Here is a 24,410-nt window from a genome sequence, read left to right on the forward strand (position 1 = left end):
TTCCTTGTAACATGGGGGCCCCCGCCGGCAAACCGCCGCCAGGCCTGCCGAACTCCTCCTCAGGAATGCCCGGCAATCCGCTCCAGCCGATGGCGTATGCCTCCGACCGCGCCTTCGAGCTGCCTTTTGCGCCCGTCCGGGATATCGAGCGCATCGACGCGGCTCAAATATGTTTCCGTTGCATCGAGCGACTCCCGGATCGCTTTTCTTGCGCTGTCCCGCCGCAGATTGAACGCGCCGGCAAGCGCCAGCACACGATCGCCGAAATCGCCCACCAAGGCGGAGGTATCGGTTCTCATGTCCCCGAAGCGGATGGCGGAGACCATGTCGTGTTGGGGAAAGGCGCGCATCGGCGCGGGGTCGTAGACAGGGGACAGGCGCGCGTCCGGTCGCGTGCCAAGAAAAGCCAAATTCTCCAGATGCAAATCGCCATTGCCGGTGAGCAGCGCCATGACGATGCGCCGGTATATCCGTTCCGCATCGCCGCGCGGATCGCGAAACGCCGAAAGGCGCGAGGCGACGAGCATGTTGGCGACCGTCTCAAAGCTGGGGAGACCCGTCTGCGCGTCGGTTGTCGGCAGGTCGATTTTTCCGGCGGACGCAGCATGAAGAATGGAAAAGACGGTCTCGAAAGGGAGAGGCGTGCCTTGCGACGTTCGGTCCATGCGTTCGACAATCAGCAGCCTGAGCGTACCGGCTTCCGTCAGCCATATGCGCGGTGTATCGAAGCCTGCTTCCTTGTGAATATCGTGGCAGAGCGCCTCCAGCGCCAACACGCCGGCATAGTCGCCGGTCTCGAACTTGACGACCGCGTCCACGGCCTCGTTCCGGCCGGGGGGCCTGATCCGCATGAGCATTTTCGGCATCATGCCGAGCGCCGTCGGACGCGGGCCGACAAGTGCGGCCAACTCCTCGATACCGCGTTCCGCCTGCCCCGGACCGCCGCCGTCGATGGCGTCTTTCACAAGCCGCCACATCGGATCGTCGATGGTTGGCGTTGCCGCAGGCGCGCGGCGGCCCGCATAGTGGTTCCGCGCCTCCGTGTCGTCCGCGAATATGTCGAGATGGCCGATGCCGCCCCGACCGGAGAGCAGCAGCATTTCCCACTCGGCTTCGGGACCGGATGCGGGCTTGCCTCGATCGGCAAGAATTTTCTTCAGAATACGGCGTTGAAGATTGGCCTCGTGACGTGGCGGCACCAGCGCCTGAAGCATGGGGGGCAGCGGCTGCAGGATGTCGCTCCGCCATTCGAGCGTCTGGCCGCTCCGGATCAGTGCACCGACGGGATGTGCAAGGCTCAGGCCCGGCAGATCGCCAGCCTGTGCGTCGTAGGTGAAGCGTACATGGTCGTCGGCGCGGATCAGCGTGCCGAGCTTGCGCGGATCGCCGCCCCAGCGCGTCCAGATGCTTGCAATACGATCAGGCATCGCCCTCGTTCCGGCTGCCGTCCAGATCGATTAACGTGCCCTGGCGGAGCGCGCGCACCTCGTCGTCGGCCGGCACGAAGGCCAGTGTCAATCCGACGACGCGGCCAAGCTCTTCCAGCGTTTCAACGCGCACATCCGCCGTGCGGCCCATGCGCGACAGGGTCTCCCGTGCTATACCGGCTCGCGTGGCCAGTTCGCTCGCGGAGATATTCGCCTGGCGCGCCGCCTCACGAAGTTGGGCGACAAGTTCTCTGGTTTTCCAATGGGCCATTTTGTGACTTATAAATCAATTTATGGCATATATAAGCATGAATGTGATTTATAAGTCAATTAATTCGATTGACCGGCAATAGCAAAAGAAACACGCCGGGCTCCGGCTTCGAGGCAGTTTCAACATGGCGTCGACCCCCCCTTTGAATATCCCCGGCAATGCCCATGAGTTCTCGGTCAGCGAGCTTTCCTTCGCGCTGAAAAAGACCGTGGAGGAGACCTATGGTCATGTGCGGGTGCGCGGCGAGATTACCGGCTATCGGGGCCCTCATTCCTCCGGCCATTGCTATTTCGGATTGAAGGACGACAAGGCCCGCATCGACGCGGTGATCTGGAAAGGCAATTTCGGCAAGCTGCGCTTCAAGCCCGAAGAGGGCATGGAAGTGATCGCGACGGGCAAGCTCACCACCTATCCCGGCAGCTCTAAATACCAGATCGTGATCGAGCATCTGGAGCCGGCCGGCGCCGGCGCGCTGATGGCGCTGCTCGAAGCGCGGCGCAAGAAGCTCGCGGCGGAAGGCCTGTTTGCGCCGGAGCGCAAGCGGGCGCTCCCGTTCCTGCCTGCCGTCATCGGCGTCGTGACCAGCCCGACCGGCGCCGTCATTCGCGATATCCTGCACCGCCTCGCCGACCGCTTTCCGCGCCATGTGCTTGTCTGGCCGGTGCGGGTGCAGGGCGAGACGTCGGCCGCCGAGATCGCGGCCGCCATCGAAGGCTTCAACCGCTTCGAGCCGGGCGGGCGAATTCCGCGACCCGATCTTCTGATCGTGGCGCGCGGCGGCGGCTCGATCGAGGACCTCTGGTCGTTCAACGAGGAAATCGTCGTGCGGGCGGCGGCGGCGAGCGCCATTCCGCTGATCTCGGCCGTCGGCCACGAGACCGATACGACGCTGATCGACTTTGCCGCCGACCGCCGCGCGCCAACGCCGACGGCGGCGGCCGAAATGGCGGTGCCGGTGCGCGCCGATCTCGTGGCCGAGGTGCAGGATCGCGCGCGGCGGCTGATGCGGGCCGAAGCGCGGACCATCGAGACGGCGCGCAACGAATTGCGCGGGCTGGCGCGCGGATTGCCGCGCCTTGCGGACATTGTGGCGCTGCCGCGCCAGCGCTTTGACGCCGTGTCGGACCGCCTTGGACGGGCGCTTGCGCGCGCGGCGGAGGTCAAGCGGGCAAGGCTGCATCGCATCGAGGGGCGGCTGTCGATAGCGCCCATCGAACGACGGATCGCCGAGCTGCGACGACGCAAGGACGAGCTGTCGGCCCGCGCCGCCGGCGCGGAACGCCGCCTCGTCGCCGACAAGGCGCGACGGCTCGACGGCATGAGCAAGCTGCTCGACAGCTATTCCTATCATGGCGTGCTGAAGCGCGGCTTTGCGGTGGTGCGCGACGGCGCCGGCAAGCCGATGCGCAGCGGCGCGGGCCTGAAATCCGGCACGGCGATCGAGATCGAATTTGCCGAGGACCGGCTGGACGCCGTCGTTGCGGGCGGCGCGCCCGAGAAGCCCAGGGCGGTGCCGAAAGCGAAGCCGGACGGGCCGCAAGGCAGCCTGCTTTGATCGCTGCGGGCAAGCGGGCTATATTCCAAAGATGAACAGAATGGACAAATCGGGCGGCGGCGAGGCGGAGCTGGTCTATGGCGACGGCGAGTTTCATGTCGTGCGCCCCGGCACCTATGTCGTCTGCGCGGCGACCGGCACCCGCATTTCGCTCGACGAGCTGCGCTACTGGAGCGTGGATTTGCAGGAAGCCTATGCGAGCGCCGAGATTTCCCTGAAGCGCTACCTCGCCTTGCAGGCGGCGGAATGAAGCGGCTGGCGGCTCTCATCGGCGCCCTGCTGTTGGCCGCGCCTGTGTGGGCGGAGCCGTCAAACTCTCCAAATCTCGAACTTCAGGGCCCGATGGAACAAGGGGGGCTGATCGTCGGCATGGCCCTGCCCGGCGCGCGCGCAACGCTGCAGGGCGCCGCGCTGCCTGTGGCCGAGAACGGGATTTTCGCCTTCGGCTTCGACCGCGATCACGGGGGCACCGCTCGGCTTATCGTCGCCTATCCGGACGGTACGCATGTCGAGCGGGTGCTTGAGGTCGCGCCGCGCGAATGGGCGATCCAGCGCATCGACGGCCTTCCGCCCAAATATGTTTCACCGCCCGCCGAAATGCTGGCCCGCATCGCGACGGAACGCGAACTGAAAACGGCGGCGCGCGCCGCCCGCGTCGACGAGACCTGGTTCGCCCTGCCCTTCATCTGGCCGGTGACAGGGCCGGTCAGCGGCGTCTTCGGCTCACAGCGCATCTATAATGGCGAGCCGCGCCGGCCACATTACGGTGTCGATGTCGCGGCGCCGACAGGTACGCCGATCGTTGCGCCGCAGGCCGGCATCGTGACGCTCGCCCATCCCGACATGTTTTTCGAAGGCGGCCTGGTGTTTCTCGATCACGGGCATGGCGTGACCAGCGTGATCATGCATATGAGCCGCGTCGACGTGACAGAAGGCCAGGCGGTGGCGCGCGGCGACGTTCTGGGTGCGGTCGGCGCGACAGGCCGCGCAACCGGTCCACATCTTCACTGGGGAATGTTCTGGCGCGGCGCGCAGGTCGATCCGGTCAACCTGGTCGGGACGATGCCGGAAGCAGCACCGACGGCCACGGGCGGCGACTAGCTCCAGCGGTTGTGCAGCCAGAACCACTCATGCGGCCGTTCGCGGATGCGGGCCTCAAGAAAGTCATTGATCTCCTGCGTCATACGCAGAATGTCCTCGAACGGCTCGGCGCCGGAGCGCGGGGTGATCGGGTTGTGGACGGTAATCCGGAACCGCGCGCCTGCGAGGCGCTCGATGCTGACCGGCATGACCGGGACATTGTAGCGCACGGCAAGGCCGGCCGGTGCGCCGGTGGTCATGGCACGGCGGCCGAAGAGCTGCGCCTCCAAGCCGTCATTCATTTTCTGGTCGGTCAACATCGCAACGAAGCGGTTCTCCCGCATCAGACGGACAATGGCGCGCGCGCCGGTGCCGCCTTTCGGGATCTGCATCGCGCCGCCCGTGGCGCTGTGGCGCAACGACACCATCCATTCGTTGACGAAGGGATTGTTGGCATGGCGATAGACATCGCCGCCTTCGAACCCTTCGAGATGCATGACCAGCGGCAAGAGCTCCCAATTGGCGAAATGACCCGATACAAGAACGCCGCCAAAGCCTGCCGCCGCCATCGCGCGCAGGGCCTCGGCATTGACGACTTCGATGCGATGTCGCTGATCGGCCTCGCCGAAGCGTTGCAGATGTGCATATTCGCCGATGGTGCGGCCGAGATTTTCCCACATATCGACGACGATACGCTCGACCTCCTCCGCCGGCCGTTCCGGCATCGCGCGGCGGATGTTGGCGCGGGCCCGGTTGGAAATACCGAGCTTCGGCCCGACAAAGCGGGCGAACCTGCCGCCGGCCGTCGAGGCACGGTCAAGGCCCATCGCGCCGAAAACCGCCAACGAGGCTTTCAGTCCCGCATATTCCAGCAGGTGTATGAGCGTGTTCTTCCTGGCCATGCTTCCTAAAATACCATCTCAGCTTCGACGACGGCGCGCACGTCTCGTGGCGTCGTCGACCAGTGCCATCAGCGTGTCGATGTTGGCGATCAATGCCCGAACAGGCAATTGCAGCGCCGCATCGCGAAGCCGCGCGCGGGTGCTACCGGCGGGCGCATGGGTCAGGCGCGCAGCATCCTTCTCGGTCGTTATCAGACGCGCGCCGCGTTCACGCGCCCGCACAAGGAGGCGCAACGCGTCGTTCTCGGTATAGATATGATGATCGGCGAAATCGACCGTCTCCACCACCTCGGCGCCCAGATCGGCGAGCGTCCGGTAGAATTTCTCAGGCCGTCCGATGCCGGCAAAGGCCAGAAGCGGCGTGCCACCAAGATCGGGCGGGGTTGCCGGTCTTGTGACAGCGCTGAAAACCGGCAAGCCGCGCGCACGCGCGCGCGCCGCGATCCCGTCCGCCGCATGACCGCGGCCGTTGATGACGATGGCATGCGCGCGTTCGAGGGCGTCGTCAATGCGCTCGCGCAAGGGTCCGGCCGGCAACAAACAGCCATTGCCGACACCGGTCGCCGCGTCGACGACCAGTATCGAGAAATCCTTTGCCAGATGCGGGTTCTGAAATCCGTCGTCCATGACAATGAGCTGTGCGCCACCGCGCACCGCGGCGGCGGCGCCTTCGGGACGCCGCGCCGAGACCCAGGTCGGCGCCACCGCGGCAAGGAGCAGCGGCTCGTCGCCGACATCCGCCGCGCCATGCCGCGCCGGATCGACGCGGATCGGGCCGCGCTCGCGTCCGCCATAGCCGCGTGTCAGGAAGTGAACTTTCTCGCCCGAACCGATGAGGCACTCGGCGACGGTCATGGCCACCGGCGTCTTGCCGGCGCCACCCACCGTCAGATTGCCGATGCAAATGACGGGCACGGCCGCCCGCTCCGGCGTCGCGCGGCGACGCCTGATGTGTCCGGCAAGACCGTAGAGCCAGCCCATGGGCGCGAGCAGGCGCGAGGGCAAAAGCGGCGTTGCACCGCGTCGCGAGGGATACCAGAAGCGCGGCTCACGCATGGGGGCCATCTCCCCGAGCGTGCAGAAGCGGCAGCAGCGCATCGAAAACACGCGATGTCGCGCCGCTATCCGCACTTGCGGTCGCCTGCGCTGCCGTGCCCATCCGCCGCCGCTCCCTGTCATCGGCAAGGAGCTCCCCGACCGCCGCGGCCAATTGCACCGGATCGGCAATGCGCCGCATCGCCCCTGCTGTCTCGAATGCCGCATAAGCTTCCGCGAAATTGAAATCGGACGGCCCCGCGATCAATGCGGTGGTCAGGCGTGCCGCTTCGAACGGGTTATGCCCGCCCGCCGGAATTAGCGTGCCGCCGACAAAGGCGATCTCGGCCAGCATGTAATAGAGGCCCATCTCGCCCAATGTGTCACCGAGATAGATATCGGTGGTCGCTTCGATCCTGCCGCTGTGGCTGCGACGCGCGACGTCGAGACCCAGCGCCTGGCATTCTTTCCCGATCGACGCGCCCCGCGACGGGTGACGCGGCACAATGATCGTCAGGAGTCCGGGATGGGCAGGTGCAAGCCGGCGATGGACCTCGGCGGCCGCCGATTCCTCTCCCTCATGCGTATTGCTGGCAAGCCATACCGGGCGGGCGCCGATCTCGGCACGCAAACGTGCAAGCTCGGCGGCATCGTGCGGGAGCGCCGGCGCATCGTGTTTGAGATTGCCGGGACACTGCGCCGAAGACGCGCCGAGGGCGCGCAAGCGATCGGCGCTGGCGGCGTCCTGCGCCATCAACACCGAAAAGCGCGCCAGCAAGCCGGAGATCAACCGCGGCGCGCGGCGCCACTTCCGGAAAGAGTGTTCGGTGATGCGCGCATTCACCAGCGCCAGCGGCAATCCATGCCGATGGGCGGCGACAACGAGATTCGGCCAGAATTCGGACTCGACCCAGATCGCAAGATCCGGCCGCCAATGGCGGAGGAACCGTTCGCAATAGTCGGGGTGATCGAGTGGCACGAACTGGTGAACGGCGCGCGGGGGCAATCGTTCGGCCATCAGCTTGGCTGACGTGACGGTGCCGGTTGTGACCAGAACCGACATATCCGGCGCCACACCCAGCAAGCGCTCGATCAGCGGCAGAATGGACAGGGATTCGCCGATGCTTGCTGCATGGAACCAGACGAGCCGTCCCGGCTGCCGCTGTCGCGACGCCAGGCCGAAGCGCTCGCCGAGCCTTGCGGGATCTTCCTTGCCGTTTGCAATCCGGCGCCGCAGCAACAGGGGGGCAACAGGCGCCACCGCGCGCGTCAACAAGCGGTAGAGAAGGAGGCCAGGCGATGCCGGGAACGACGTCATGGTCGAAAGGCGCCGTTCAACGCACCACCGCCTCTGTATCCTGCAGAGGCGGCGCGCGGCCGACCAGCCGTTCGGCTTCGGCGGCCACCGCATTGAGGCCGTCTTCGACGCGCTGCCGCGCCGCCTCAATTTCTTCGGGGCTTGCGTCACGTTCGACATATATCGGCTCGCCCCATACCAGCGCCCCTTTCGAGAAGGGGAGATTGATGGTGAACCGGTCCCAGTTGTCGAGTTTGATGCGTGCGCGGGTCGTTGCCGCAACCGGCACGATCGGCCGACCGGACAGACGGGCCAGCATGACGATACCTTCTCCGGCCCGCCGTGCAGGGCCCGGCGGGAGATCGGCTGTCAGGCCGATTGAAATATTCTCGCCCAGCGCGCGCACCATGGCCCGCAAGGCGCCGGCGCCGCCTTTTCCCTTGTGCTTGTAACTGCGCTCCTCCCCCTTCGGTACGCCCGCACCGCGGATCGTGCTCACGCCCAGATGGTGCATGACGCCGTCGACAATTTCTCCGTCGCCATGCTTCGATACGAGGATGCGCCACTCCCGCCAGTTGTGCCAGAAGGGCGGCAGGATCAGGTTCTGGCCATGCCAGGTGGCAGCGACAAACGGCTTGTCGACATTCCAGAAGCTCGCGGCAATGTCGCCGCGTCTGATCTCGAAACGGCAGGTGCGCCGTACCAGACGAATGTACAGCGCGATCAAAAAGGCGATCGTTCCCGTCAGCGCCGCGCTTTTGAATATCTTCTTCCCGAGCGACATCGACCCTTTACTCTCCCGCCAGCGCCGGTTGTGGCGTCTCATCGTTCACGGGAGCGCGCGTATCCGCCGTGTCCTCTATGAATTGCGAGCGCGACAGCTCTGCATAGAGCCCGCCTTGAGCCACAAGCTCTGCATGGGTGCCGTGCTCCACAACGCGACCGCCATCGATGACATAGATGTTGTGGGCGTGCTTGATGGTGGACAGGCGGTGCGCAATGACAAGCGTCGTCCGGCCCTCCATAAGCCGCACCAGTGCCTTCTGCACCTGCATCTCGGAGGCTGTATCAAGCGCCGATGTCGCTTCGTCGAGCAACAAGATCGCTGCGTCCTTCAGCATCGCACGGGCGATGGCGATGCGCTGGCGCTGGCCGCCCGACAGCTTGAAGCCGGCTTCGCCGACCCGCGTCTCGTATCCAGCCGGCAGGGCCGAAATAAAATCATGCGCCGCCGCGTCGCGGGCTGCCTGCTCGATTTCGGCATTGCCGGCTTGCGGCGACCCATATGCGATATTGGCGCGGATCGTGTCATCGAAGAGAAACGGCTCCTGGGTGACCAGCGAACTTGCACTTCGGAGTGAAGTCAACGTGACCTGCGACACGTCCTGTCCGTCGATCAGGACGCGCCCGGAATTCGGGTCATAGAAGCGAGTCACCAGGTTGAGGATGGTGCTCTTGCCGGCGCCGGACGGGCCGACAAGGGCCACTGTATGCCCTTTTGGCACCTCGATCGAAATGCCGTTGAGGGCCGGTGTGCCGTCGCCATAACGGAAATGCACATCCTCAAAACGAATAGCTCCATCGCTGACCTTGATCGGCCCCGCGCCGGCCGGCGCACGAATACCGGGCTCGATGTCAAGAATCGGGAACACGCGAATGGCGGCCGCAATGCCCTCCTGCATCAGCGTCTGGGTGCTGGCGAGTTTCTTCAAGGGTTCGTAGGCGAGCATCATCGCCGAGAGGAATCCGCCAAGGTCGCCGATGGTGAGGAGCCCGGTCTGCACACTGCGTCCGCCGAAATAGATCACGGCGGCAATGCCGAAGCCGGACAAGACTCCCGTGACCGGGCTCGCTGCCGCGCGGCTCTTCAGTGCCCGCAACGAATGCCGCAATACCTCGTCGATCGCGCGCGTCGCGCGCGCGATCTCGGTGGCTTCCTGATCATAGGCCTTGACGACGCGAATGCCGCCAAGCGCCTCGGAAATAACCGCCGACAGATCGCCCGACCCCCGCATGGTCTGTTTGGCCGCCTTTCGCGAGCGGCGGCCGAGCTGGCGCACCAGGATGGCGACGAAGGGAATGACCGCTGTGCCCATCAGCGCAAGCTGCCAGTTGAGATAGAACATGGCGCCAATCAGCGCGATCACCGTCAGCAGATTCTGTCCGAGATCAATGACCGTCGTGGTGATCGAGTCGCGAACGCGACTTGCGTCGTAGAGAAAGCCGGAAATAAAGCGGCCCGAATGCGTGCGCCCGATCCATGCAAGATCGGCGTGCATTATGCGGGCGAACATGCGTCGCTGGATTGTCGAGACGATATATTGCCCGATCGTGCTCATGTTCACTTTGGCGAAATATGCAGCGACCGCCTGTACCGAGGTTGCAACGATTGCGCCCACGGCAACCAGCAACAGCATCCGCGCATCCGACCCGACAATGTTGTCGAGCGCCTGTTTGATGAGAAGCGGCAATACGCCGGTCGCCGCCGCGACAACCACGCTTGCGAGGAGCGCGGTGGCGGCGAGACGCCAATGCGGCCGCAAATATTCGCGCGCCATCCGGCCCACGACCTGACCGGTGGTGAGCTCTGCCGGCTGGGCCGGGCCGTTGAGGCGGGACGAATCCGGGCGGGCGCCCGGTTCCCCCGTGCCGGGATCGGCGGCGGATTTCTGGCTTGGCATCTGGCCTGTCTCGTTCGGGCCCGTCTGTCTGGTCCGGGATCGCCCGGACCATATCACGGCACGCTATTGGCCGCCATAAAGGCGGCAAATGGTAAATGCTTCATTCAATTGACCTTTTGACCGATTTGCCGACCGCTCGTCAATTCAACAGCGCGATGCCAATCGTCAGATATGTGGCAAATAACGTCCAGGCGAGATAGGGCAAAAGCAACAGCCCGGCGAGCCGATCGACTTTCAGAAACGCCATGAACGTCAGAAGGATCGCTCCGTCGAGCGCCAGAACCACCAAGACGGCGAGAGCCGGACTTTTCAGCCCGAAGAACACGATGCTCCAGGACAGGTTCAACGCAAGCTGAATGCCGAACAGTGCGAGCTGTCCTCCGGCCTTGTCGAAACTTCCGACCGCCCGCCAGACAAGCCATGCCGAAATTGCCATCAGGAAAAAAAGGAAATTCCAGACTACTGGAAATATCCATTTGTCCGGGTTGAGCGGCGGCTTGGCGAGCGCCTCGTACCAGTCGCCGACGCTCGTTGCGGTTACCGCGCCGCCGGCCCAGCCGACAGCAAATATGACAATCAGAAAGCCAAAAAGGCCGGCCAGTGACAGCAGCGCACCTGGACCGGGCGACACTTTTGCGACAGTGCGGGGCGTCCGGCTTTCAGTGGTCATGGTCACCCTCCTCATCGGGATCGAGAAACCGATGCAGATGCACAATGAAATAGCGCATATGCGCATTGTCGACCGTTCGCTGAGCCGCGGCCTTCCATGCCCGATGCGCTTCGGCGTAGCCGGGGAATATGCCGACAACATCAAGGGCGGTCGTATCCTTGAACTCCTTGCCTTCCAGATGTGTCAGCTCGCCGCCGAACACGAGATGGAGGAGCTGCTTTGACATATTGGCCTCTGGGGGGAAGGAGCGTCGAACGTGGGGCGAATCCTAGCACGGCGGCAGGGCCCAGCGAAGAAGCGGACGTCATTCGGGCAGCCGTATGGCGCCCAACTTGGCATATAATGCGCTGTAGAGAGCCGGACCGGCGACGAGCAGGCTCCTGTGGCGCGTATTTTCGCGATTGTAGATAAATGGCTTGCCATCATGGCTCGTCATCCGGCCTCGCGCCTCATGGACGATGAGATCGGCCGCCGCAAGGTCCCAGTCGCTCTTGCCATTGAGCGCCAGCGCAGCGTCGGCTGCGCCGCAGGCCACAAGTGCGATTCGGTATGCGACCGAATTGCGCTCCAGAATTTCCATTTCAGGCCAGGGCGCGATGCCGGCACGGGCCCAGCCGGAATGTTTGAACATCGGCGCAAAGGCAGCAATCCGGCACCCCTCGATCTGAGCGCAATCGCTGACGCGGATCGGAGCGTCGTTGAGCCGCGCGCCGCCGCCCGACGCGGCTTCGAAGAACTCGTCGGTTGCGGGATTGAAGAGCGCCGCGAGTACCGGCCGCCCTTCCGCCACCAGAGCGACCGATATGACAAAATGGGGCTTGCCCTGAGCGAAGGCACGCGTGCCGTCGATCGGGTCGACCACCCAGGTCAACGGGCACAAAAGACGCGCCGGGTCATCTTCGGTTTCTTCCGATAGCCAGCCATAGCCGGGCCGCGCACCACTCAATCGCGCCTGCAGGAGGTCGTTGACGGCGATGTCGGCCTCGGTGACCGGGCTGTTGTCGGAACCTTTCGACCACGCCCTGATGTCGGTCCCGAAATAGCGCATGGCGAGAACGCCGGCCTCCCTGACAGCCTCTATCAGCAGGGCGCGATCGCCGTCAGGTGCCTGCAACGATCATCCCCTCGACGCGAACGGTCGGCGCGTTGGTACCGTGACGGAATTCGAGGTCATCCGCCGGCGTCATATTCAGGAACATATCCTTGAGATTCCCCGCGACGGTGATTTCGCTCACGGGATAAGCGATTTCTCCGTTCTCGATCCAGAAGCCTGATGCGCCGCGGCTGTAGTCACCCGTTACGCCGTTGATGCCCATGCCGATCAATTCGGTGACATAGAGCCCCTGTTTGATGTCTGCGATCAGTTCCTTCACGCCGAGGCACCCGGCTTCCATATAGAGGTTGGTCGATGCGGGCGACGGCGGTCCGCCGGTGCCACGCGCCGCATGGCCGGTCGAAACAAGCCCGAGTTGGCGCGCCGTCGCGCTGTCGAGCAACCAGGTCGTCAGGCGGCCGTCATCGATCAGCATCATGCGCCCGTTCTTGACGCCTTCGCCATCAAAGGGTTTCGAGCGCAGGCCGCGTTTCATATGCGGATCGTCCACGATTGAAATGCCGGGTGCGAAAACAGAGCGACCCATATCGTTCTTGAGAAAGCTGGTGCCGCGTGCGATCGACGCTCCGGAAATCGCACCGGCGAAATGGCCGACAAGGCCACCCGAGACACGCGGATCGTACACGACAGGAACAGCTTGCGACCGAACCTTGCGCGGATGCAAGCGTCGCACAGCCTTCTCGCCTGCCCGCCGGCCGATGGCGGTTGCGCCTTCGAGATCGTGCCCGTGTCGCGCGGTCGTGTAATCGTAGTCGCGCTCCATTGCCGTCCCTTCGCCGGCCAGCACCGAACAGGAGATGGAACAAGATGTGCCCGCATAGCTGCCGGCAAATCCGCCGCCAGCGGATGGACGGGTGACGAGCGCCACGCCCGAGCGCCCCCAGCCAGCACCTGCGCCGCTCGAATTGGAGACACCTTTTACGGCAAGCGCCGCTTCCTCAGCCTCGGCGGCGAGGCCGGCAAGCTGTTCAGCGGTCGGCGGTACACCCGTGTCCTCAATATCGAGATCCGGCCAGTCCCGTGCCAGCAGCGTCGCATCGGCCAGCCCACAATACGGGTCTTCCGGCGCGGCGCGCGCCATCGCCACCACACGTTCGATCATCGGCGCGAGCGACGCCTCCGACAAATCGGTGGTGGAAACGCTTGCCTGATGCTTGCCGATAAAGACACGCAAGCCGACATCGCAACCTTCGGAGCGCTCGACATCCTCGAGCTTGCCCAGCCGCCACGAGACGCCAAGCGAAATGCCTTCCATGGCGATCGCTTCGGCAGCCTCTGCGCCTGCCCGCAAGGCGCGGTCGACCAAGGACGCAGCCATATCGAGCGTCGACAATCGCTTATCGGCCTCCGCCGGTCTTGTCATGATTGTCGTTCCCGCAATCGAGTTACCAACTAGATGAACACATAGTAGAGGCAGGCGACGCCGGCAACGAGCTGCCCGATCCATGTCAACAATGTCCCGACAAGCCGGGGCGGCGTCGAAGCGCCGGTGCGCGAGACGCCGATTGCATGCAGCACGCGACCGATCGTGAGCGCGAGGCCAACAAAATGCAGCACATAGATCGAGGCCGACAGCATATGCAGCACGACGAGGCCGATCAGCCCGATCGGCGTGTACTCGACATTCGTCACATGAGCACGGCTGGCGTTGTACAGCTTCTCGTCGTCACCGGTGCCGGTCATTACATTGGTGCGCACGCGATTGGCCGAGACGCGATAGGCCAGAAACAGGTTGATGAGAATGTTGAGGCCGGCATAGACGCCGACGATCGCCAGCGAGATTGAATAGAATGTCATCGGGGCACCCTCCCTTTGGCCTGACATGGCATGATTCTTCGTGTCAGCCGCAAAGCTAGCACGGGCGGCATCCTGCATGACAGCACAGGAAAGACATCTTTACAGTGGAAATCCTATCTCAATCGTCGGTCGATGGGCGCCCGCCGCGAAGCCGCTTGGTTGTGCCGCGCTTGACCTTTTCCTCGACGCGCTTCTGCCTGGCCGCACGGCTCGGCTTTGTCGGCACCCGAAACTTCGGCTGATGCGCCGCCGCCGCGATCATCTCGACAAGCCGCTCGATGGCGTCGCGGCGGTTTGCCTCCTGGGTGCGGAATCTGCTGGCCGTTATGACGATGACACCATCCTTGGTCAGCTTCGCGCCAGCGATGCGTTCGAGCCGCGCCTTGACGCGCGCATTCAGCGACGGCGTGTTACGTACGTCGAAGCGGAGCTGCGCTGCCGTCGACACCTTGTTGACGTTCTGGCCGCCTGGCCCGCCCGCGCGAATGAAGCTGATCGAGATTTCACCTTCCTCGATGACAAGCTTGTCGGTGACGGGGATCATGAACTCACTTCCAGATCGGCTTGCCCGTGCCCGGCAGGCCGAGCTTCGACCATTTCTTCGTCACCGTGTCGATCACGTCCTGGTCCATGCGGATCTGACGGCCCCATTCGCGCTTCGTTTCCGGCGGCCATTTGTTGGTGGCATCGAGGCCGATCTTGCCGCCGAGGCCCGACTCCGGCGAGGCGAAGTCGAGATAGTCGATCGGCGTGTTCTCGATCAGCGTCACGTCGCGCACCGGGTCCATCCGTGTGCTGATCGCCCACATGACGTCTTTCCAGTCGCGCGCGTCGATGTCGTCATCGACCACGATCACCCATTTCGTGTACATGAACTGGCGCAGATAGGACCACGCCCCCATCATCACGCGCTTGGCGTGGCCGGGATAGGCCTTCTTCATCGAGATGACAGCGATGCGATAGGAGCAGCCCTCAGGCGGCAGCCAGAAATCGACGATCTCGGGGAATTGCTGCTGCAGCAGCGGAATGAAGACTTCGTTGAGCGCTTCGCCCAGCACAGAGGGCTCGTCGGGCGGGCGGCCGGTGAAGGTCGAGAGATAAATCGGGTCCTTGCGCATGGTGATGGCGCTGACGGTGAAGACCGGGAACTTTTCGACCGAGTTGTAGTAGCCGGTGTGATCGCCGTATGGGCCTTCGTCCACGTAGTCTTCCAGCGAGACATGGCCCTCGATGACGATTTCGGCTTCGGCCGGCACTTTCAGCGGCACGGTCTTGCAATCGACAAGCTCGACCTTCTGTCCGCGCAGCAGGCCGGCGAACTGATATTCCGAAAGCGTGTCGGGAACCGGCGTCACCGCGGCAAGAATGGTGCCGGGATCGGCGCCGATGACGCATGCCGCCGGCAGCGGCTCGCGCTTCTCGGCTTTCCAGCGCTGGTGGTGCTGCGCGCCGCCGCGATGCGCGAGCCAGCGCATGATCGTCTTGTCGCGGCCCAGCACCTGCATCCGGTAGATGCCGAGATTGAAATCGTCCTCGCGTCTCGTGCCCGGCCCCTTGGTGACCACGAGCGGCCAGGTGATCAGCGGCGCGGGCTCGCCCGGCCAGCAGGTCTGGATCGGCAGATCGTGGAGATTGATGTCGCTGCCTTTCAGCACGACTTCCTGGCAAGGCGCGGACGAGAGCGTCTTGGGCTTCATCGCCATCACGGTCTTCAGCAGCGGGAGCATTTCAAACGCTTCACGGAAGCCGCCCGGCGGTTCCGGCTGCCGGAGGAACGCCAATGCTTCGCCAACCTCGCGCAGGTCTTTCGCGTGGCGACGCTCCACGCCCCCCATCGTGACCGCCTGCGCCACCCGTTCCACGGTGCCGAAGAGATTGACCAGAACAGGCATCGGCGAGGCCCGGCCGTCGGCCATCAGCGCCTGCTCAAAGAGCACTGCCGGGCCCTGCTCGGCCAGAAGCCGGGTCTGGATTTCGGTCATCTCCAATACGGTCGAGACCGGCTCCCGGACGCGCGCCAGGTCGCCGGACGCATCCAATTTCGACAAAAATTCGCGCAGCGAGGCGTAGGACATCGGTTTTCCGGGCTTTTTCGCGGTTTTCCGGGGCGGAGGCGTCCGGGCGCGCAGAATGCCGCATTCCCGCATTCCTGCCAAATTGGCCCGATCCGTTAACAGGGCGCCAACCGTTCGGCGCTTACGCTCAATGCCGGAAGCCAAGGCAGGAGTGAGTTGTTTGATTACGGACGGAACAGCATCCCGGCGACACGCCCCGCGCATCTGGCGCGGCGGCGAGATCGACGCCGACCCGTTTCACCTGCCTCAGTATGTCGCCGTCGCGGCAACGGAATTTTTGCCGCGTGCCTTCGGTTTCATCCGCTTTGCGACCATCCATGCCGATGCCGTGACCGCAAATGACTCGTCGCCCATTCTCGGCGTCTTCGAGTGGTCCGAACCGATCAATGCCTATGAGGGCGTCGCGCTGCGGGTCGTGGCGCGCGATCGGCGCGGCGCCGACAAGGTCCTTCTGGTCGAGCTCACCCACGCCACGAATGCAAAGCGCAATCTTGTCGTTCATGCCTCGCATGACGGTCTCGATGCTCCGGCGCGCTGGCGGTCATGGGGGCGGGTGCTCCACCTGCCGCTGCTGATCGAGGACCGCGAAGGAACGCTCCATCCGGCCGAACGCCGGCTTGGCGCGCTCCATGTCGGCGATCCACATCCCCATTCGGGCGCCAATCCGCTTTCGGCTCGCCGACCGCTTTCCTTCGGTCAGTCAGGCCAGCCGCGCCTGTGGGGCGAGCGCCTCGTCGGCGGCGCACGTCCGCCGGCCTATTGAGCCTCAGCCGACCTTCGAGAAATCCGGCGCGCGCTTTTCAAAAAAAGCGCTGATCGCTTCTTTTACTTCGTCGGAACGAAGCTGCGCCCCGAAGACGCGGGCCTCGGCCTCACGCGCTTCGCCGACCCGCGGACGATCATTGTCCTTCAGCAGCGCCTTGGTTGCCCGCACCGCATTGGGTGCCTTCGCGGCAAGCGCCTTGGCGCGCGCAAGCGCTTCCACGGGCAATTCGTTGTCAGGGAAGACATCGGCGACGAGTCCGATGGCTTCTGCTTTTTCCGCGCCAATCTTCTTGCCGGTGAGGAAAAGATCGGCCGCCTTTTGAAGACCGATCTGACGCTGCAGCAGGAAGGTTGAGCCCGCTTCCGGCACGAGGCCGAGATTGACGAACGGCATCTGGAAGGTCGCGCTCGCGCCCGCATAAACGAGATCGCAATGCAGCAGCATGGTGACGCCGACGCCGACGGCAAGCCCGTTCACCGCCGCCACGACGGGCTTTTCGGCATTGGCGAGGTTTTCGAGGAAGCGCGTCACATGCGGCTTTTCCTTCGGCTGTTCGCTCACGGGCGTCGTGCCCGCCTTGGCGAAGTCGGCAAGATCGTTGCCCGCCGTGAAGGAGCCGCCGGTGCCGGTGTAGTAGGTGACGCGGATTTTCGGATCGGCATCGGCCGTCTCGATCGCGTCGGCCAGTACCTTGTACATCTCCGCCGTCAGCGCGTTTTTCTTGTCCGGGCGGTTGATGGTGACGATCTGGACACCGTCTTCGACGGTCACGAGTACATGATCGGTCATCGGGCGATCCTTCGATTGAGCGTTGCAATTATGTCAGTAAGTTCTTTTTCGGAATTTACGGCCCGGCGCCACCGCGCGCAAAGCCAATCCACGCAAATCGCTGTGCGCAGGACAAGGGTCGTCTGAACCAATTTGAACAGCCTCAATCGGCCAGCACCCGCCATACACTGGTGTTGCGGACGTCGGTATCCTCAAGCTCCCGTGTCGTTTTCACCGCATAGGAGACCAGTTTTTCCATCCCCGTTTTCGGCAAGTAGGTGCGCCCCGGATCGCCGATCAGCACCGGCAATTCCTCGCCGGCAAGCGTACGAAGCCACGCTTCGATGCGCGCCGAAAGCGGCCCTTCGTAGCACACATCGCCGACAAGAACGATGTCCCAGCCGCGATTGCCGACGCCGATGAGATCGTCCATTGTCACCGCAATAACGACACCATTCGTCGCCGCGTTGAGTGCAATTGCAGCGGCCGCGAAGGCGTCGATATCGGCGGCAAGCACCGAAGCCGCACCCGCCTTCATCGCAGCGATGCCGACAAGCCCCGAACCGGCGCCGAAATCGAGCACGTGACGGCCATGCACGATCTCGGGATTGTCGAGAATATAGCGCGCCAGCGCCTGTCCACCCGCCCAGGCAAAGGCCCAGAAGGGCGGCGGCAAGCCGCTCTTTTCGAGTTCCGCCTCGGTCATCTGCCAGATCGGCACGATCTCGCTGGCGAGGTGCAGCCTGATTTCGGGAATGAGTGGCGGCTCGAGAAGCCCGGTGTTCTCGCGAATGAAGCGCGCGGGATCGTTCATTCGCCGGCGGAGAGCGCCGCGAGAACCGCGCGCGCTCTTTCGCTGTCCTTCGCGATCTGCGCCTTCAGGCTGTCGAGGCCGTCGAACTTCTGTTCCGGACGCAGATATTCGATGAAAGACACCGCCGCGTGCACACCATAAATGTCGCCATCGAAATCGAAAATATGGGCCTCAAGCAAGACATCCTGCTTGTCGAAGGTCGGACGCCGGCCGACATTCGCGACGCCGTCATAGAGGCCTTTGTGCTCTCCGTCCTCGATCTCGACTCTCACCGCATAAACGCCAAGTGCCGGTTCCACATGATCTTCGAGCGGCAGATTCGCGGTCGGAAAGCCGATCGTGCGGCCCCGCCGATCGCCCGGCTGAACATGCGTTTCGACCGTCCACCAGTGGCCCAGCAGCTTGGCCGCACCACGCGGGTCGCCGCTGGCGAGAAGTTCGCGGATGCGCGTCGATGAATAGGCCTCGCTGCCATCACGCACCTCCTCAACGATGCTGACGCCCAGGCCTTCCATCTCGCCCATATAGGAAAGCGTTGCCGCGTCGCCGCCGCGCCCCTTGCCAAAGCGGAAATCATACCCGGCCACCACATGAACCACACGAAGTCCATCGACCAGCACGTCGAGAACGAATTCCGGCGCGAGTTTCTGCGACATGCGCTGGTCGAATGGCAGCGCTGCCAGAATGTCGACGCCCAGTTTCTCCAGCAGCCGTGCCTTGGCGCGGAAGGGAGTCAGCCGGAAGAAGGGACGGTCGGGGAAAAAGAATTGCTGCGGATGCGGTTCGAAGACGAGCACGCCAATTGGCACGCCGAGCTCATTCGCCACCCGTGCCGCTTCGCCGATCACCTTCCGGTGGCCGAGATGCACGCCGTCGAAATTGCCGAGCGCGTAGACGCCGCCTTGCAGGCCGGGCGGCACTTGCTCGTGATGGCGGATGATCTGCATCTCAGGGGGTCGAAGCTCCGGGGTATCCGTTTGGATAAAGGTGATGGCGGATCGGTCCCCATGCGTCAAGTGCGGGGGCAGACAGGCGCCTTGTGCATTACCAGACAAGCCGCGGCATGGCGCTGACCGCCGTCACGCCGGCCCGTGCCAGAACGACGGCGACGCGAGGGGCTTCCGGCGTTTCGGGCGTGGGCCCGCAATCTGCGGCGGTGATACCGCCGGTGATGAAAAGCGCGTCGACCCCGGCGTCATTGGCCCCCATGATGTCGGTCATCGGACCATCGCCGACGGCCAGAATGCGCGCATCGGCGACGGGCGTACCGGCAATTTCCGCCAGACGGCGGCGCGCCACCTCGTAGATCGGCCGGTGCGGCTTGCCGAAATAGACGACCTCGCCACCCAGTTCCTCGTAAAGCGCCGCCAGCGCACCGGCGCAATAAATGTGTTTCGTGCCGCGCTCGACAATGATGTCAGGATTGGCGCAGATCAGCGGCAACTTGCGCGCGACGAGTCTTTCGAATTGCGCGCGGTAGTCTTCCGGTCCCTCCGTTTCGTCGTCGAACGGTCCCGTCACCAGAATGAATTCGCCATCCGCTTCGCCAACACACACAACGCCCGTTCCGTCGAAGAGGTTCAGATCGCGGTCGGGTCCGATGTAGTAACAGGCCGCGCCCAGCGTCTTGCTCGCCAGATAGGTGCGCGCCGCGTCGCCCGATGTCAGAATGCCGTCATAGACATCGTGGGGGATGCCCATGCGTTCGAACATCTGCGGCAGCGCTGTCGACGGGCGCGGTGCGTTGGAGAGCAACAGTACATGCCCGCCCTTCGCCTGGAAATTCGCCAGCGCCTCGGCGACACCGGGGTACGCCTCGCGTCCGTTGTGAAGCACGCCCCAGACATCGCAAAGCAGCGCGTCGTATTTGTCGGCAATGGCGGAGAGACCGGAAATCAGCAACGGCACGTTCCTTCGGCAACGAATGAGTGTCAGGTGGGCGCCCGCATGAAAACGATCTCGGTGACGCCATAGCGGCGACGGTCGAGTTCCTCGAAGCCATCGGGTGCGACGAAATCGGAGGTCACGGCTTCTTCGACAACGCAAAGCGCACCGGGTTCCAGCCAGTCGCCGTCATGTGCCGATGCGAGCGCCGCTTCACCGAGCTTCCGCCCATAGGGCGGATCGGCGAAAACAAGCGAGAAGGCGGGGCCGACGCTGCCCGGCCGCGGGCCGAGCACGATCGCGTCGCGCTTGTAGAGCTTCGCGTGGCCATTGAGGCCGAGATGCTCGAGATTTTCGCGAATGGCGGCACGGCTTTCGGCGTGGTCATCGACAAAGAGCGCAAAAGATGCGCCACGCGACAAGGCTTCGAGCCCCAGCGCGCCCGAACCGGCGAAGAGATCGAGCACGCGCGCGTCCTGGAGTTCGAACTGGCCGAAATCGGCATGGGCGAGAATGTTGAACAGCGCCTCGCGCTGGCGTTCTCCGGTCGGGCGTACGCGGTCGCCTTTCGGCGCGGCGATGGCCCGGCCCTTATGGGCGCCGCCGACGATCCGCATGGCGCGCCTTTCCCTTGCCGGCCGCGTCGGCCTTTTTTGTCCGGAAGGTTTTCAGCCTCGGCTTCGTGCCACCCGGTTTTCCTGCGGTCTTTCCGTCCTGTTTCTTGACGGGGCCTGCGGCGGGCTTCTTCTCCGCTGCCCGGGCGGGTGACGCTTCGGCTGATGTGAACTTGTCGGCATGCGCGCCGAGTTGGTCCATCAGCACCCGGTTCGGCACTTGGGCGACCTCACCCTCGGCAAGATCGCCGACCTGAAACGGTCCGAAGGAAAGCCGGATCAGCCGATTGACCTTGAGGCCGAGTGCGCCAAGCACACGCTTTACCTCGCGATGTTTACCTTCCTTCAAACCGACCGTCAGCCAGACGTTAGAGCCCTGTACCTTGTCGAGCTTGGCCTCGATCGCGCCGTAGCGAACGCCATCAACGGTAATGCCGTCTTTCAGCTTGTCGAGATCGGCCTGCGTGATCGCGCCCCAGGCGCGCACGCGATAGCGCCGCGTCCAACCGGTGGCCGGCAATTCGAGCAGCCGCGCCAGCTCGCCGTCATTTGTCAGCAGAAGAAGCCCCTCGGTATTGATATCGAGGCGGCCGACCGAGACGACGCGCGGCATGCCGGCGGGCAGGCGCTCGAAAACGGTGGTGCGGCCCTCGGGGTCTTTTGCCGTCGTCACGAGGCCGGCCGGCTTGTGGTAGCGCCAGAGCCGCGTCGGCTCCTGCTTCGGCAATGCCTTGCCGTCGACGACGATCGCTTCGCGGCCGGTCACGTTGAGCGCCGGACTTTGCAGCACCTTTCCGTCAACCGTCACGCGACCGTCGACGATCAGTTGTTCTGCCTCGCGGCGCGAGCAGATACCTGCCCGCGCGATCACTTTGGCGATGCGTTCGCCCTGGGGCGTTGTCTCGGAAGCTGGAGCTTTGGGGCGAGCGTTCATGCCCCCTCTTTATCAGGCGCTTTGCCGAACCGAAAGCCACTGCTTGACGGAACCGCCGCCGCGCGGGCAGGGTCCCGCCCATGACTGCCGATGCGACCACCCAGCCCCCGCCGCGCCCCATGGATATGGCATTTGCCGAGGCCGAGGCCGCGGCCGCGCGCGGCGAGGTGCCGGTGGGCGCGGTGGTGGTCGATGCGGCCGGCATGATCCTCGCCCGAGCCGGCAACCGGACGCTGGAACTGAAAGATCCAACCGCCCATGCCGAAATGCTGGCGATCCGCGCGGCCTGCGCGGCTCTCGGCTCCGAGCGGCTCATCGGCTGCGATCTCTATGTAACGCTGGAACCCTGCCCGATGTGTGCAGCAGCGATCTCGTTTGCGCGATTGCGCCGGCTTTACTACGGGGCAGCTGACGAAAAGGGCGGCGGCGTCGACCACGGTCCACGCATTTTCGAGCATCCGACCTGCCACCATCGGCCGGATGTCTATGGCGGCATAGGCGAAATGCGGGCAGCCGCGCTTTTGCGTGTGTTTTTTGCGGCGCGGCGAGATTGAAAGGCCTTAGCGGCCCTCGCGGCTTTCCGCGTGATTTGCGCGCGCCAACCCGTTAGAGTGCCTCCATTCGTCATTGAGATGGAGGCCCAAAGCCTCCAACCCACAAGAAATACGAAGGGGAGACCTCATGAATTTCGAACATACAGACAAGGTCAAGGAACTGCTCGCCCGGCTGGAGCGGTTCATGGACAAGCACATCTATCCGAACGAAAAGACCTATGACGACCAGATGAAGGCATTCCGCGATGCCGGCAATCCCTGGCAGGTGCCGCAGATCCTCGAGGACCTGAAGCCGAAAGCCCAGGAAGAAGGCCTGTGGAACCTGTTTCTGCCGGAATCCGAGCGTGGTGGCGGGCTCACCAACCTCGAATATTCGTCGGCCTGCGAAATCATGGGCCGCGTCGGCTGGGCGTCGGAAGTCTTCAACTGCTCCGCGCCCGACACCGGCAACATGGAAGTGCTGGAGCGTTACGGCAACGAACGTCACAAGAAGGAATATCTGGAGCCGCTGTTGCAGGGCAAGATTCGCTCCGCCTTCCTGATGACCGAGCCGGACGTTGCATCCTCGGACGCCACGAACATCGCGACGCGGATCGAACGCGACGGCGACGAATATGTCATCAACGGCCGCAAGTGGTGGTCGTCGGGCGTCGGCGACCCGCGCTGCAAGATCGCGATCGTCATGGGCAAGACCGACCCAAAGGCCGACACCTATCGCCAACAGTCGCAGATTCTCGTGCCGCTCGATGCCAAGGGCGTCAAAGTCGTGCGCATGCTGCCGGTCTTTGGCTATGACGATGCGCCGCACGGACACGCTGAAGTCATTCTCGACAATGTTCGTGTGCCCGCCGAAAACCTGTTGCTCGGCGAAGGCCGCGGCTTCGAGATCAGCCAGGGCCGCCTCGGGCCTGGCCGCATTCATCACTGCATGCGCACGATCGGCGTTGCCGAGCGCGCGCTTGAGAAAATGTGCCAGCGCCTGCTGACGCGCGAAGCCTTCGGCAAGAAGATCGCCGATCACTCCGTGTGGGAGCAGCGCGTCGCCGAAGCACGCACAGAGATCGAGATGTGCCGCCTGCTGACACTGAAGGCCGCCTACATGATGGACACGGTCGGCAACAAGGTTGCCCGCACCGAGATCGCCATGATCAAGGTTGCCGCGCCCCGCATGGCTTTGAAGATCATCGACGATGCCATTCAGGCCCATGGCGGCGGCGGCGTTACCACCGATTTCGGTCTTGCCAAGATGTATTCGGGTATTCGCACTCTGCGTCTGGCCGACGGTCCCGACGAGGTCCACAACCGGACCATCGCGAGACTCGAGTTCAAGAAGTACCAGGAAAAACTTCGCGCGGCGGCCGAGTGATCGCGACGCGCGCAAATATCGCTCGCGGGTACTGCGCCTGCGGCTGATATAAATCCGGAACGGCCGGCCCTGTAAAACGGGGCCGGCCGTTTTCGCGACCGCCCGGCGGGCGAGATCGAAAAACGAAGAGTAGCGGAACGCAGCCCATGACGTCTTCCCCGATGAAACTATACAACGCGCAGCTCTCGCCTTTCGCGGCACGGTGTCGCCTGTCGATCTATGCAAAAGGTGTCGACGTCGAGATGATCGATGTCGGACCGGGCGCCGTGCCGCCTGAGCTCGATACGCTGACGCCAATGCACAAGGTGCCGTTGCTGGTGCATGGCGATGTGGTGGTTCCGGAGTCGGAAACGATTTGCGAATACCTGGAAGATCTCAACCTGGGCGCATCACTGCGCCCGGAAGGCGCGGCCGCAATGGCACATATGCGGCTGCTTGCGCGTATCGGCGATCTCTACATCATGGAGCCGATGGGCGAGCTGTTCGGGCAAATCAACCCGCAAGGCCGCGATCAGGCACTCGTCGATCGCGAAATGGCCGAGCTGGTGAAGGGCATCGGCTGGCTGGAGCACTATCTCGATGGTTCGCCCTTCGCTGTCGGCGACCGTCTGAGCCTTGCCGATTGCGCTTTGGTGCCGATGCTGTTTTTTTTCGATCGGATCGGTCCGATGTTCGGCGAGGCGAGCCCGCTGAAGAAGTTTCCTTCGACGAACGCTTACTACCAAGGCATCCAGAACCATCCGGCAGCAGCAAGAGTCATCGCCGAGCTTGACGCAGCTTTGCGCCGCATGATGGGAAGCTAGCGC

The 24,410-nt window shown here is 63.9% G+C and carries 27 protein-coding genes; 7 read left to right on the forward strand and 20 right to left on the reverse strand.

From position 1 onward, the window contains the following. Window positions 1-59 precede the first annotated feature (59 nt). Together Q7V31_RS07590 and Q7V31_RS07595 are read right to left on the reverse strand one after the other, a co-directional pair. Window positions 60-1,427, reverse strand: coding sequence for a type II toxin-antitoxin system HipA family toxin (locus Q7V31_RS07590; RefSeq protein WP_304733435.1), 1,368 nt, complete (start codon window positions 1,425-1,427; stop codon window positions 60-62). Then, a complete protein-coding gene (locus Q7V31_RS07595; RefSeq protein WP_304733436.1) occupies window positions 1,420-1,698 on the reverse strand; it encodes a helix-turn-helix transcriptional regulator in 279 nt (92 codons plus the stop codon). The genes Q7V31_RS07590 and Q7V31_RS07595 overlap by 8 nt, the downstream gene beginning before the upstream one ends. A 124-nt stretch (window positions 1,699-1,822) precedes the next feature. On the opposite strand from Q7V31_RS07595, the gene xseA reads away from it, so the two are divergent. The 3 genes from xseA to Q7V31_RS07610 are packed head-to-tail and all read left to right on the forward strand — an operon-like array spanning window position 1,823 to window position 4,354. Continuing rightward, entirely contained in the window at window positions 1,823-3,253 is a 1,431-nt protein-coding gene (xseA, locus tag Q7V31_RS07600; protein WP_304733437.1) for an exodeoxyribonuclease VII large subunit, read from the forward strand. A 31-nt stretch (window positions 3,254-3,284) separates the two neighbouring features. After that, complete coding sequence (locus tag Q7V31_RS07605; protein ID WP_304733439.1) at window positions 3,285-3,503, forward strand: DUF2093 domain-containing protein; 219 nt, start codon at window positions 3,285-3,287, stop codon at window positions 3,501-3,503. Beyond that, window positions 3,500-4,354: a M23 family metallopeptidase gene (locus Q7V31_RS07610; protein WP_304733440.1), complete on the forward strand. Its 855-nt coding sequence runs from the start codon at window positions 3,500-3,502 to the stop codon at window positions 4,352-4,354. Before Q7V31_RS07605 ends, Q7V31_RS07610 begins: the two co-directional genes overlap by 4 nt. Here Q7V31_RS07610 and Q7V31_RS07615 read toward each other — a convergent pair. The 12 genes from Q7V31_RS07615 to Q7V31_RS07670 all read right to left on the reverse strand — a co-directional run bounded on the left by Q7V31_RS07615 (window position 4,351) and on the right by Q7V31_RS07670 (window position 15,904). Further along, window positions 4,351-5,235, reverse strand: coding sequence for a lysophospholipid acyltransferase family protein (locus tag Q7V31_RS07615; protein ID WP_304733441.1), 885 nt, complete (start codon window positions 5,233-5,235; stop codon window positions 4,351-4,353). The genes Q7V31_RS07610 and Q7V31_RS07615 overlap by 4 nt on opposite strands. Window positions 5,236-5,253: 18 nt before the next feature. Next, window positions 5,254-6,291, reverse strand: coding sequence for a tetraacyldisaccharide 4'-kinase (gene lpxK, locus Q7V31_RS07620; RefSeq protein ID WP_304733442.1), 1,038 nt, complete (start codon window positions 6,289-6,291; stop codon window positions 5,254-5,256). After that, window positions 6,284-7,588, reverse strand: coding sequence for a 3-deoxy-D-manno-octulosonic acid transferase (locus Q7V31_RS07625; RefSeq protein WP_304733443.1), 1,305 nt, complete (start codon window positions 7,586-7,588; stop codon window positions 6,284-6,286). The genes lpxK and Q7V31_RS07625 overlap by 8 nt, the downstream gene beginning before the upstream one ends. A 16-nt stretch (window positions 7,589-7,604) precedes the next feature. Then, window positions 7,605-8,351 carry a lysophospholipid acyltransferase family protein gene (locus Q7V31_RS07630; RefSeq protein ID WP_304733444.1) on the reverse strand — a complete coding sequence of 249 codons (747 nt, stop codon included), beginning with the start codon at window positions 8,349-8,351 and terminating at the stop codon, window positions 7,605-7,607. A 7-nt stretch (window positions 8,352-8,358) separates the two neighbouring features. Then, on the reverse strand, window positions 8,359-10,248 hold the full coding sequence (locus Q7V31_RS07635) for an ABC transporter ATP-binding protein (protein WP_304733446.1): 1,890 nt from the start codon (window positions 10,246-10,248) through the stop codon (window positions 8,359-8,361). A gap of 139 nt (window positions 10,249-10,387) precedes the next feature. Next, entirely contained in the window at window positions 10,388-10,918 is a 531-nt protein-coding gene (locus Q7V31_RS07640; protein WP_304733447.1) for a TspO/MBR family protein, read from the reverse strand. Then, a complete protein-coding gene (locus Q7V31_RS07645; RefSeq protein WP_304733448.1) occupies window positions 10,908-11,144 on the reverse strand; it encodes a DUF4170 domain-containing protein in 237 nt (78 codons plus the stop codon). The genes Q7V31_RS07640 and Q7V31_RS07645 overlap by 11 nt, the downstream gene beginning before the upstream one ends. A 78-nt stretch (window positions 11,145-11,222) precedes the next feature. Further along, window positions 11,223-12,032 carry a 3'(2'),5'-bisphosphate nucleotidase CysQ gene (locus Q7V31_RS07650; RefSeq protein ID WP_304733449.1) on the reverse strand — a complete coding sequence of 270 codons (810 nt, stop codon included), beginning with the start codon at window positions 12,030-12,032 and terminating at the stop codon, window positions 11,223-11,225. Further along, a complete protein-coding gene (locus Q7V31_RS07655; RefSeq protein WP_304733450.1) occupies window positions 12,019-13,395 on the reverse strand; it encodes a TldD/PmbA family protein in 1,377 nt (458 codons plus the stop codon). Before Q7V31_RS07655 ends, Q7V31_RS07650 begins: the two co-directional genes overlap by 14 nt. A gap of 29 nt (window positions 13,396-13,424) precedes the next feature. Beyond that, window positions 13,425-13,829: an MAPEG family protein gene (locus Q7V31_RS07660; protein WP_304733451.1), complete on the reverse strand. Its 405-nt coding sequence runs from the start codon at window positions 13,827-13,829 to the stop codon at window positions 13,425-13,427. Window positions 13,830-13,947: 118 nt separating this feature from the next. Next, window positions 13,948-14,373 carry an alternative ribosome rescue aminoacyl-tRNA hydrolase ArfB gene (gene arfB, locus Q7V31_RS07665; RefSeq protein ID WP_304733452.1) on the reverse strand — a complete coding sequence of 142 codons (426 nt, stop codon included), beginning with the start codon at window positions 14,371-14,373 and terminating at the stop codon, window positions 13,948-13,950. Window positions 14,374-14,377: 4 nt separating this feature from the next. Then, on the reverse strand, window positions 14,378-15,904 hold the full coding sequence (locus tag Q7V31_RS07670; RefSeq protein WP_304733454.1) for a UbiD family decarboxylase: 1,527 nt from the start codon (window positions 15,902-15,904) through the stop codon (window positions 14,378-14,380). Between the two features lie 160 nt (window positions 15,905-16,064). On the opposite strand from Q7V31_RS07670, the gene Q7V31_RS07675 reads away from it, so the two are divergent. After that, window positions 16,065-16,667: a DUF6101 family protein gene (locus Q7V31_RS07675; protein ID WP_304733455.1), complete on the forward strand. Its 603-nt coding sequence runs from the start codon at window positions 16,065-16,067 to the stop codon at window positions 16,665-16,667. A 3-nt stretch (window positions 16,668-16,670) separates the two neighbouring features. Here Q7V31_RS07675 and Q7V31_RS07680 read toward each other — a convergent pair whose 3' ends face one another. The 6 genes from Q7V31_RS07680 to Q7V31_RS07705 form a co-directional block, all read right to left on the reverse strand. After that, on the reverse strand, window positions 16,671-17,459 hold the full coding sequence (locus Q7V31_RS07680) for an enoyl-CoA hydratase (protein WP_304733457.1): 789 nt from the start codon (window positions 17,457-17,459) through the stop codon (window positions 16,671-16,673). A gap of 142 nt (window positions 17,460-17,601) precedes the next feature. Further along, window positions 17,602-18,252 carry a methyltransferase gene (locus Q7V31_RS07685; protein ID WP_304733458.1) on the reverse strand — a complete coding sequence of 217 codons (651 nt, stop codon included), beginning with the start codon at window positions 18,250-18,252 and terminating at the stop codon, window positions 17,602-17,604. Further along, window positions 18,249-19,199: a bifunctional riboflavin kinase/FAD synthetase gene (locus Q7V31_RS07690; protein WP_304733459.1), complete on the reverse strand. Its 951-nt coding sequence runs from the start codon at window positions 19,197-19,199 to the stop codon at window positions 18,249-18,251. Before Q7V31_RS07690 ends, Q7V31_RS07685 begins: the two co-directional genes overlap by 4 nt. A 97-nt stretch (window positions 19,200-19,296) precedes the next feature. Next, window positions 19,297-20,160 carry a TIGR01459 family HAD-type hydrolase gene (locus Q7V31_RS07695; protein ID WP_304733460.1) on the reverse strand — a complete coding sequence of 288 codons (864 nt, stop codon included), beginning with the start codon at window positions 20,158-20,160 and terminating at the stop codon, window positions 19,297-19,299. Window positions 20,161-20,183: 23 nt separating this feature from the next. Then, the gene (gene rsmD / locus Q7V31_RS07700) at window positions 20,184-20,753 is read right to left on the reverse strand and encodes a 16S rRNA (guanine(966)-N(2))-methyltransferase RsmD (RefSeq protein ID WP_304733461.1); all 570 of its coding nucleotides are present in this window, start codon (window positions 20,751-20,753) and stop codon (window positions 20,184-20,186) included. Beyond that, the gene (locus Q7V31_RS07705; RefSeq protein WP_304733462.1) at window positions 20,728-21,684 is read right to left on the reverse strand and encodes a pseudouridine synthase; all 957 of its coding nucleotides are present in this window, start codon (window positions 21,682-21,684) and stop codon (window positions 20,728-20,730) included. Before Q7V31_RS07705 ends, rsmD begins: the two co-directional genes overlap by 26 nt. Window positions 21,685-21,764: 80 nt before the next feature. Here Q7V31_RS07705 and Q7V31_RS07710 point away from each other — a divergent pair, with 80 nt between their 5' ends. The 3 genes from Q7V31_RS07710 to Q7V31_RS07720 all read left to right on the forward strand — a co-directional run bounded on the left by Q7V31_RS07710 (window position 21,765) and on the right by Q7V31_RS07720 (window position 24,407). Then, complete coding sequence (locus Q7V31_RS07710) at window positions 21,765-22,238, forward strand: nucleoside deaminase (protein WP_304733463.1); 474 nt, start codon at window positions 21,765-21,767, stop codon at window positions 22,236-22,238. 127 nt (window positions 22,239-22,365) lie between these two features. Further along, a complete protein-coding gene (locus Q7V31_RS07715) occupies window positions 22,366-23,604 on the forward strand; it encodes an acyl-CoA dehydrogenase family protein (RefSeq protein ID WP_304733465.1) in 1,239 nt (412 codons plus the stop codon). 161 nt (window positions 23,605-23,765) lie between these two features. Continuing rightward, a complete protein-coding gene (locus Q7V31_RS07720) occupies window positions 23,766-24,407 on the forward strand; it encodes a glutathione S-transferase family protein (protein WP_304733466.1) in 642 nt (213 codons plus the stop codon). The last annotated feature ends 3 nt before the right edge of the window (window positions 24,408-24,410 follow it).

It is taken from the genome of Parvibaculum sp., from assembly GCF_030651915.1.
Lineage (GTDB): Bacteria > Pseudomonadota > Alphaproteobacteria > Parvibaculales > Parvibaculaceae > Parvibaculum.

Bases quoted from the DNA above. Each gene is read 5' to 3' on its own strand.
- xseA (WP_304733437.1), top strand. From the start codon at position 1,823: ATGGCGTCGACCCCCCCTTTGAATATCCCCGGCAATGCCCATGAGTTC.
- Q7V31_RS07630 (WP_304733444.1), bottom strand. From the start codon at position 8,351: ATGTCGCTCGGGAAGAAGATATTCAAAAGCGCGGCGCTGACGGGAACG.
- Q7V31_RS07690 (WP_304733459.1), bottom strand. From the start codon at position 19,199: ATGCAGATCATCCGCCATCACGAGCAAGTGCCGCCCGGCCTGCAAGGC.
- Q7V31_RS07595 (WP_304733436.1), bottom strand. From the start codon at position 1,698: ATGGCCCATTGGAAAACCAGAGAACTTGTCGCCCAACTTCGTGAGGCG.
- Q7V31_RS07660 (WP_304733451.1), bottom strand. From the start codon at position 13,829: ATGACATTCTATTCAATCTCGCTGGCGATCGTCGGCGTCTATGCCGGC.
- lpxK (WP_304733442.1), bottom strand. From the start codon at position 6,291: ATGCGTGAGCCGCGCTTCTGGTATCCCTCGCGACGCGGTGCAACGCCG.
- Q7V31_RS07720 (WP_304733466.1), top strand. From the start codon at position 23,766: ATGAAACTATACAACGCGCAGCTCTCGCCTTTCGCGGCACGGTGTCGC.
- Q7V31_RS07670 (WP_304733454.1), bottom strand. From the start codon at position 15,904: ATGTCCTACGCCTCGCTGCGCGAATTTTTGTCGAAATTGGATGCGTCC.
- Q7V31_RS07615 (WP_304733441.1), bottom strand. From the start codon at position 5,235: ATGGCCAGGAAGAACACGCTCATACACCTGCTGGAATATGCGGGACTG.
- Q7V31_RS07640 (WP_304733447.1), bottom strand. From the start codon at position 10,918: ATGACCACTGAAAGCCGGACGCCCCGCACTGTCGCAAAAGTGTCGCCC.
- Q7V31_RS07610 (WP_304733440.1), top strand. From the start codon at position 3,500: ATGAAGCGGCTGGCGGCTCTCATCGGCGCCCTGCTGTTGGCCGCGCCT.
- Q7V31_RS07715 (WP_304733465.1), top strand. From the start codon at position 22,366: ATGAATTTCGAACATACAGACAAGGTCAAGGAACTGCTCGCCCGGCTG.
- Q7V31_RS07710 (WP_304733463.1), top strand. From the start codon at position 21,765: ATGACTGCCGATGCGACCACCCAGCCCCCGCCGCGCCCCATGGATATG.
- Q7V31_RS07645 (WP_304733448.1), bottom strand. From the start codon at position 11,144: ATGTCAAAGCAGCTCCTCCATCTCGTGTTCGGCGGCGAGCTGACACAT.
- arfB (WP_304733452.1), bottom strand. From the start codon at position 14,373: ATGATCCCCGTCACCGACAAGCTTGTCATCGAGGAAGGTGAAATCTCG.
- Q7V31_RS07655 (WP_304733450.1), bottom strand. From the start codon at position 13,395: ATGACAAGACCGGCGGAGGCCGATAAGCGATTGTCGACGCTCGATATG.
- Q7V31_RS07705 (WP_304733462.1), bottom strand. From the start codon at position 21,684: ATGAACGCTCGCCCCAAAGCTCCAGCTTCCGAGACAACGCCCCAGGGC.
- Q7V31_RS07605 (WP_304733439.1), top strand. From the start codon at position 3,285: ATGAACAGAATGGACAAATCGGGCGGCGGCGAGGCGGAGCTGGTCTAT.
- Q7V31_RS07590 (WP_304733435.1), bottom strand. From the start codon at position 1,427: ATGCCTGATCGTATTGCAAGCATCTGGACGCGCTGGGGCGGCGATCCG.
- Q7V31_RS07680 (WP_304733457.1), bottom strand. From the start codon at position 17,459: ATGACCGATCATGTACTCGTGACCGTCGAAGACGGTGTCCAGATCGTC.
- rsmD (WP_304733461.1), bottom strand. From the start codon at position 20,753: ATGCGGATCGTCGGCGGCGCCCATAAGGGCCGGGCCATCGCCGCGCCG.
- Q7V31_RS07685 (WP_304733458.1), bottom strand. From the start codon at position 18,252: ATGAACGATCCCGCGCGCTTCATTCGCGAGAACACCGGGCTTCTCGAG.
- Q7V31_RS07635 (WP_304733446.1), bottom strand. From the start codon at position 10,248: ATGCCAAGCCAGAAATCCGCCGCCGATCCCGGCACGGGGGAACCGGGC.
- Q7V31_RS07625 (WP_304733443.1), bottom strand. From the start codon at position 7,588: ATGACGTCGTTCCCGGCATCGCCTGGCCTCCTTCTCTACCGCTTGTTG.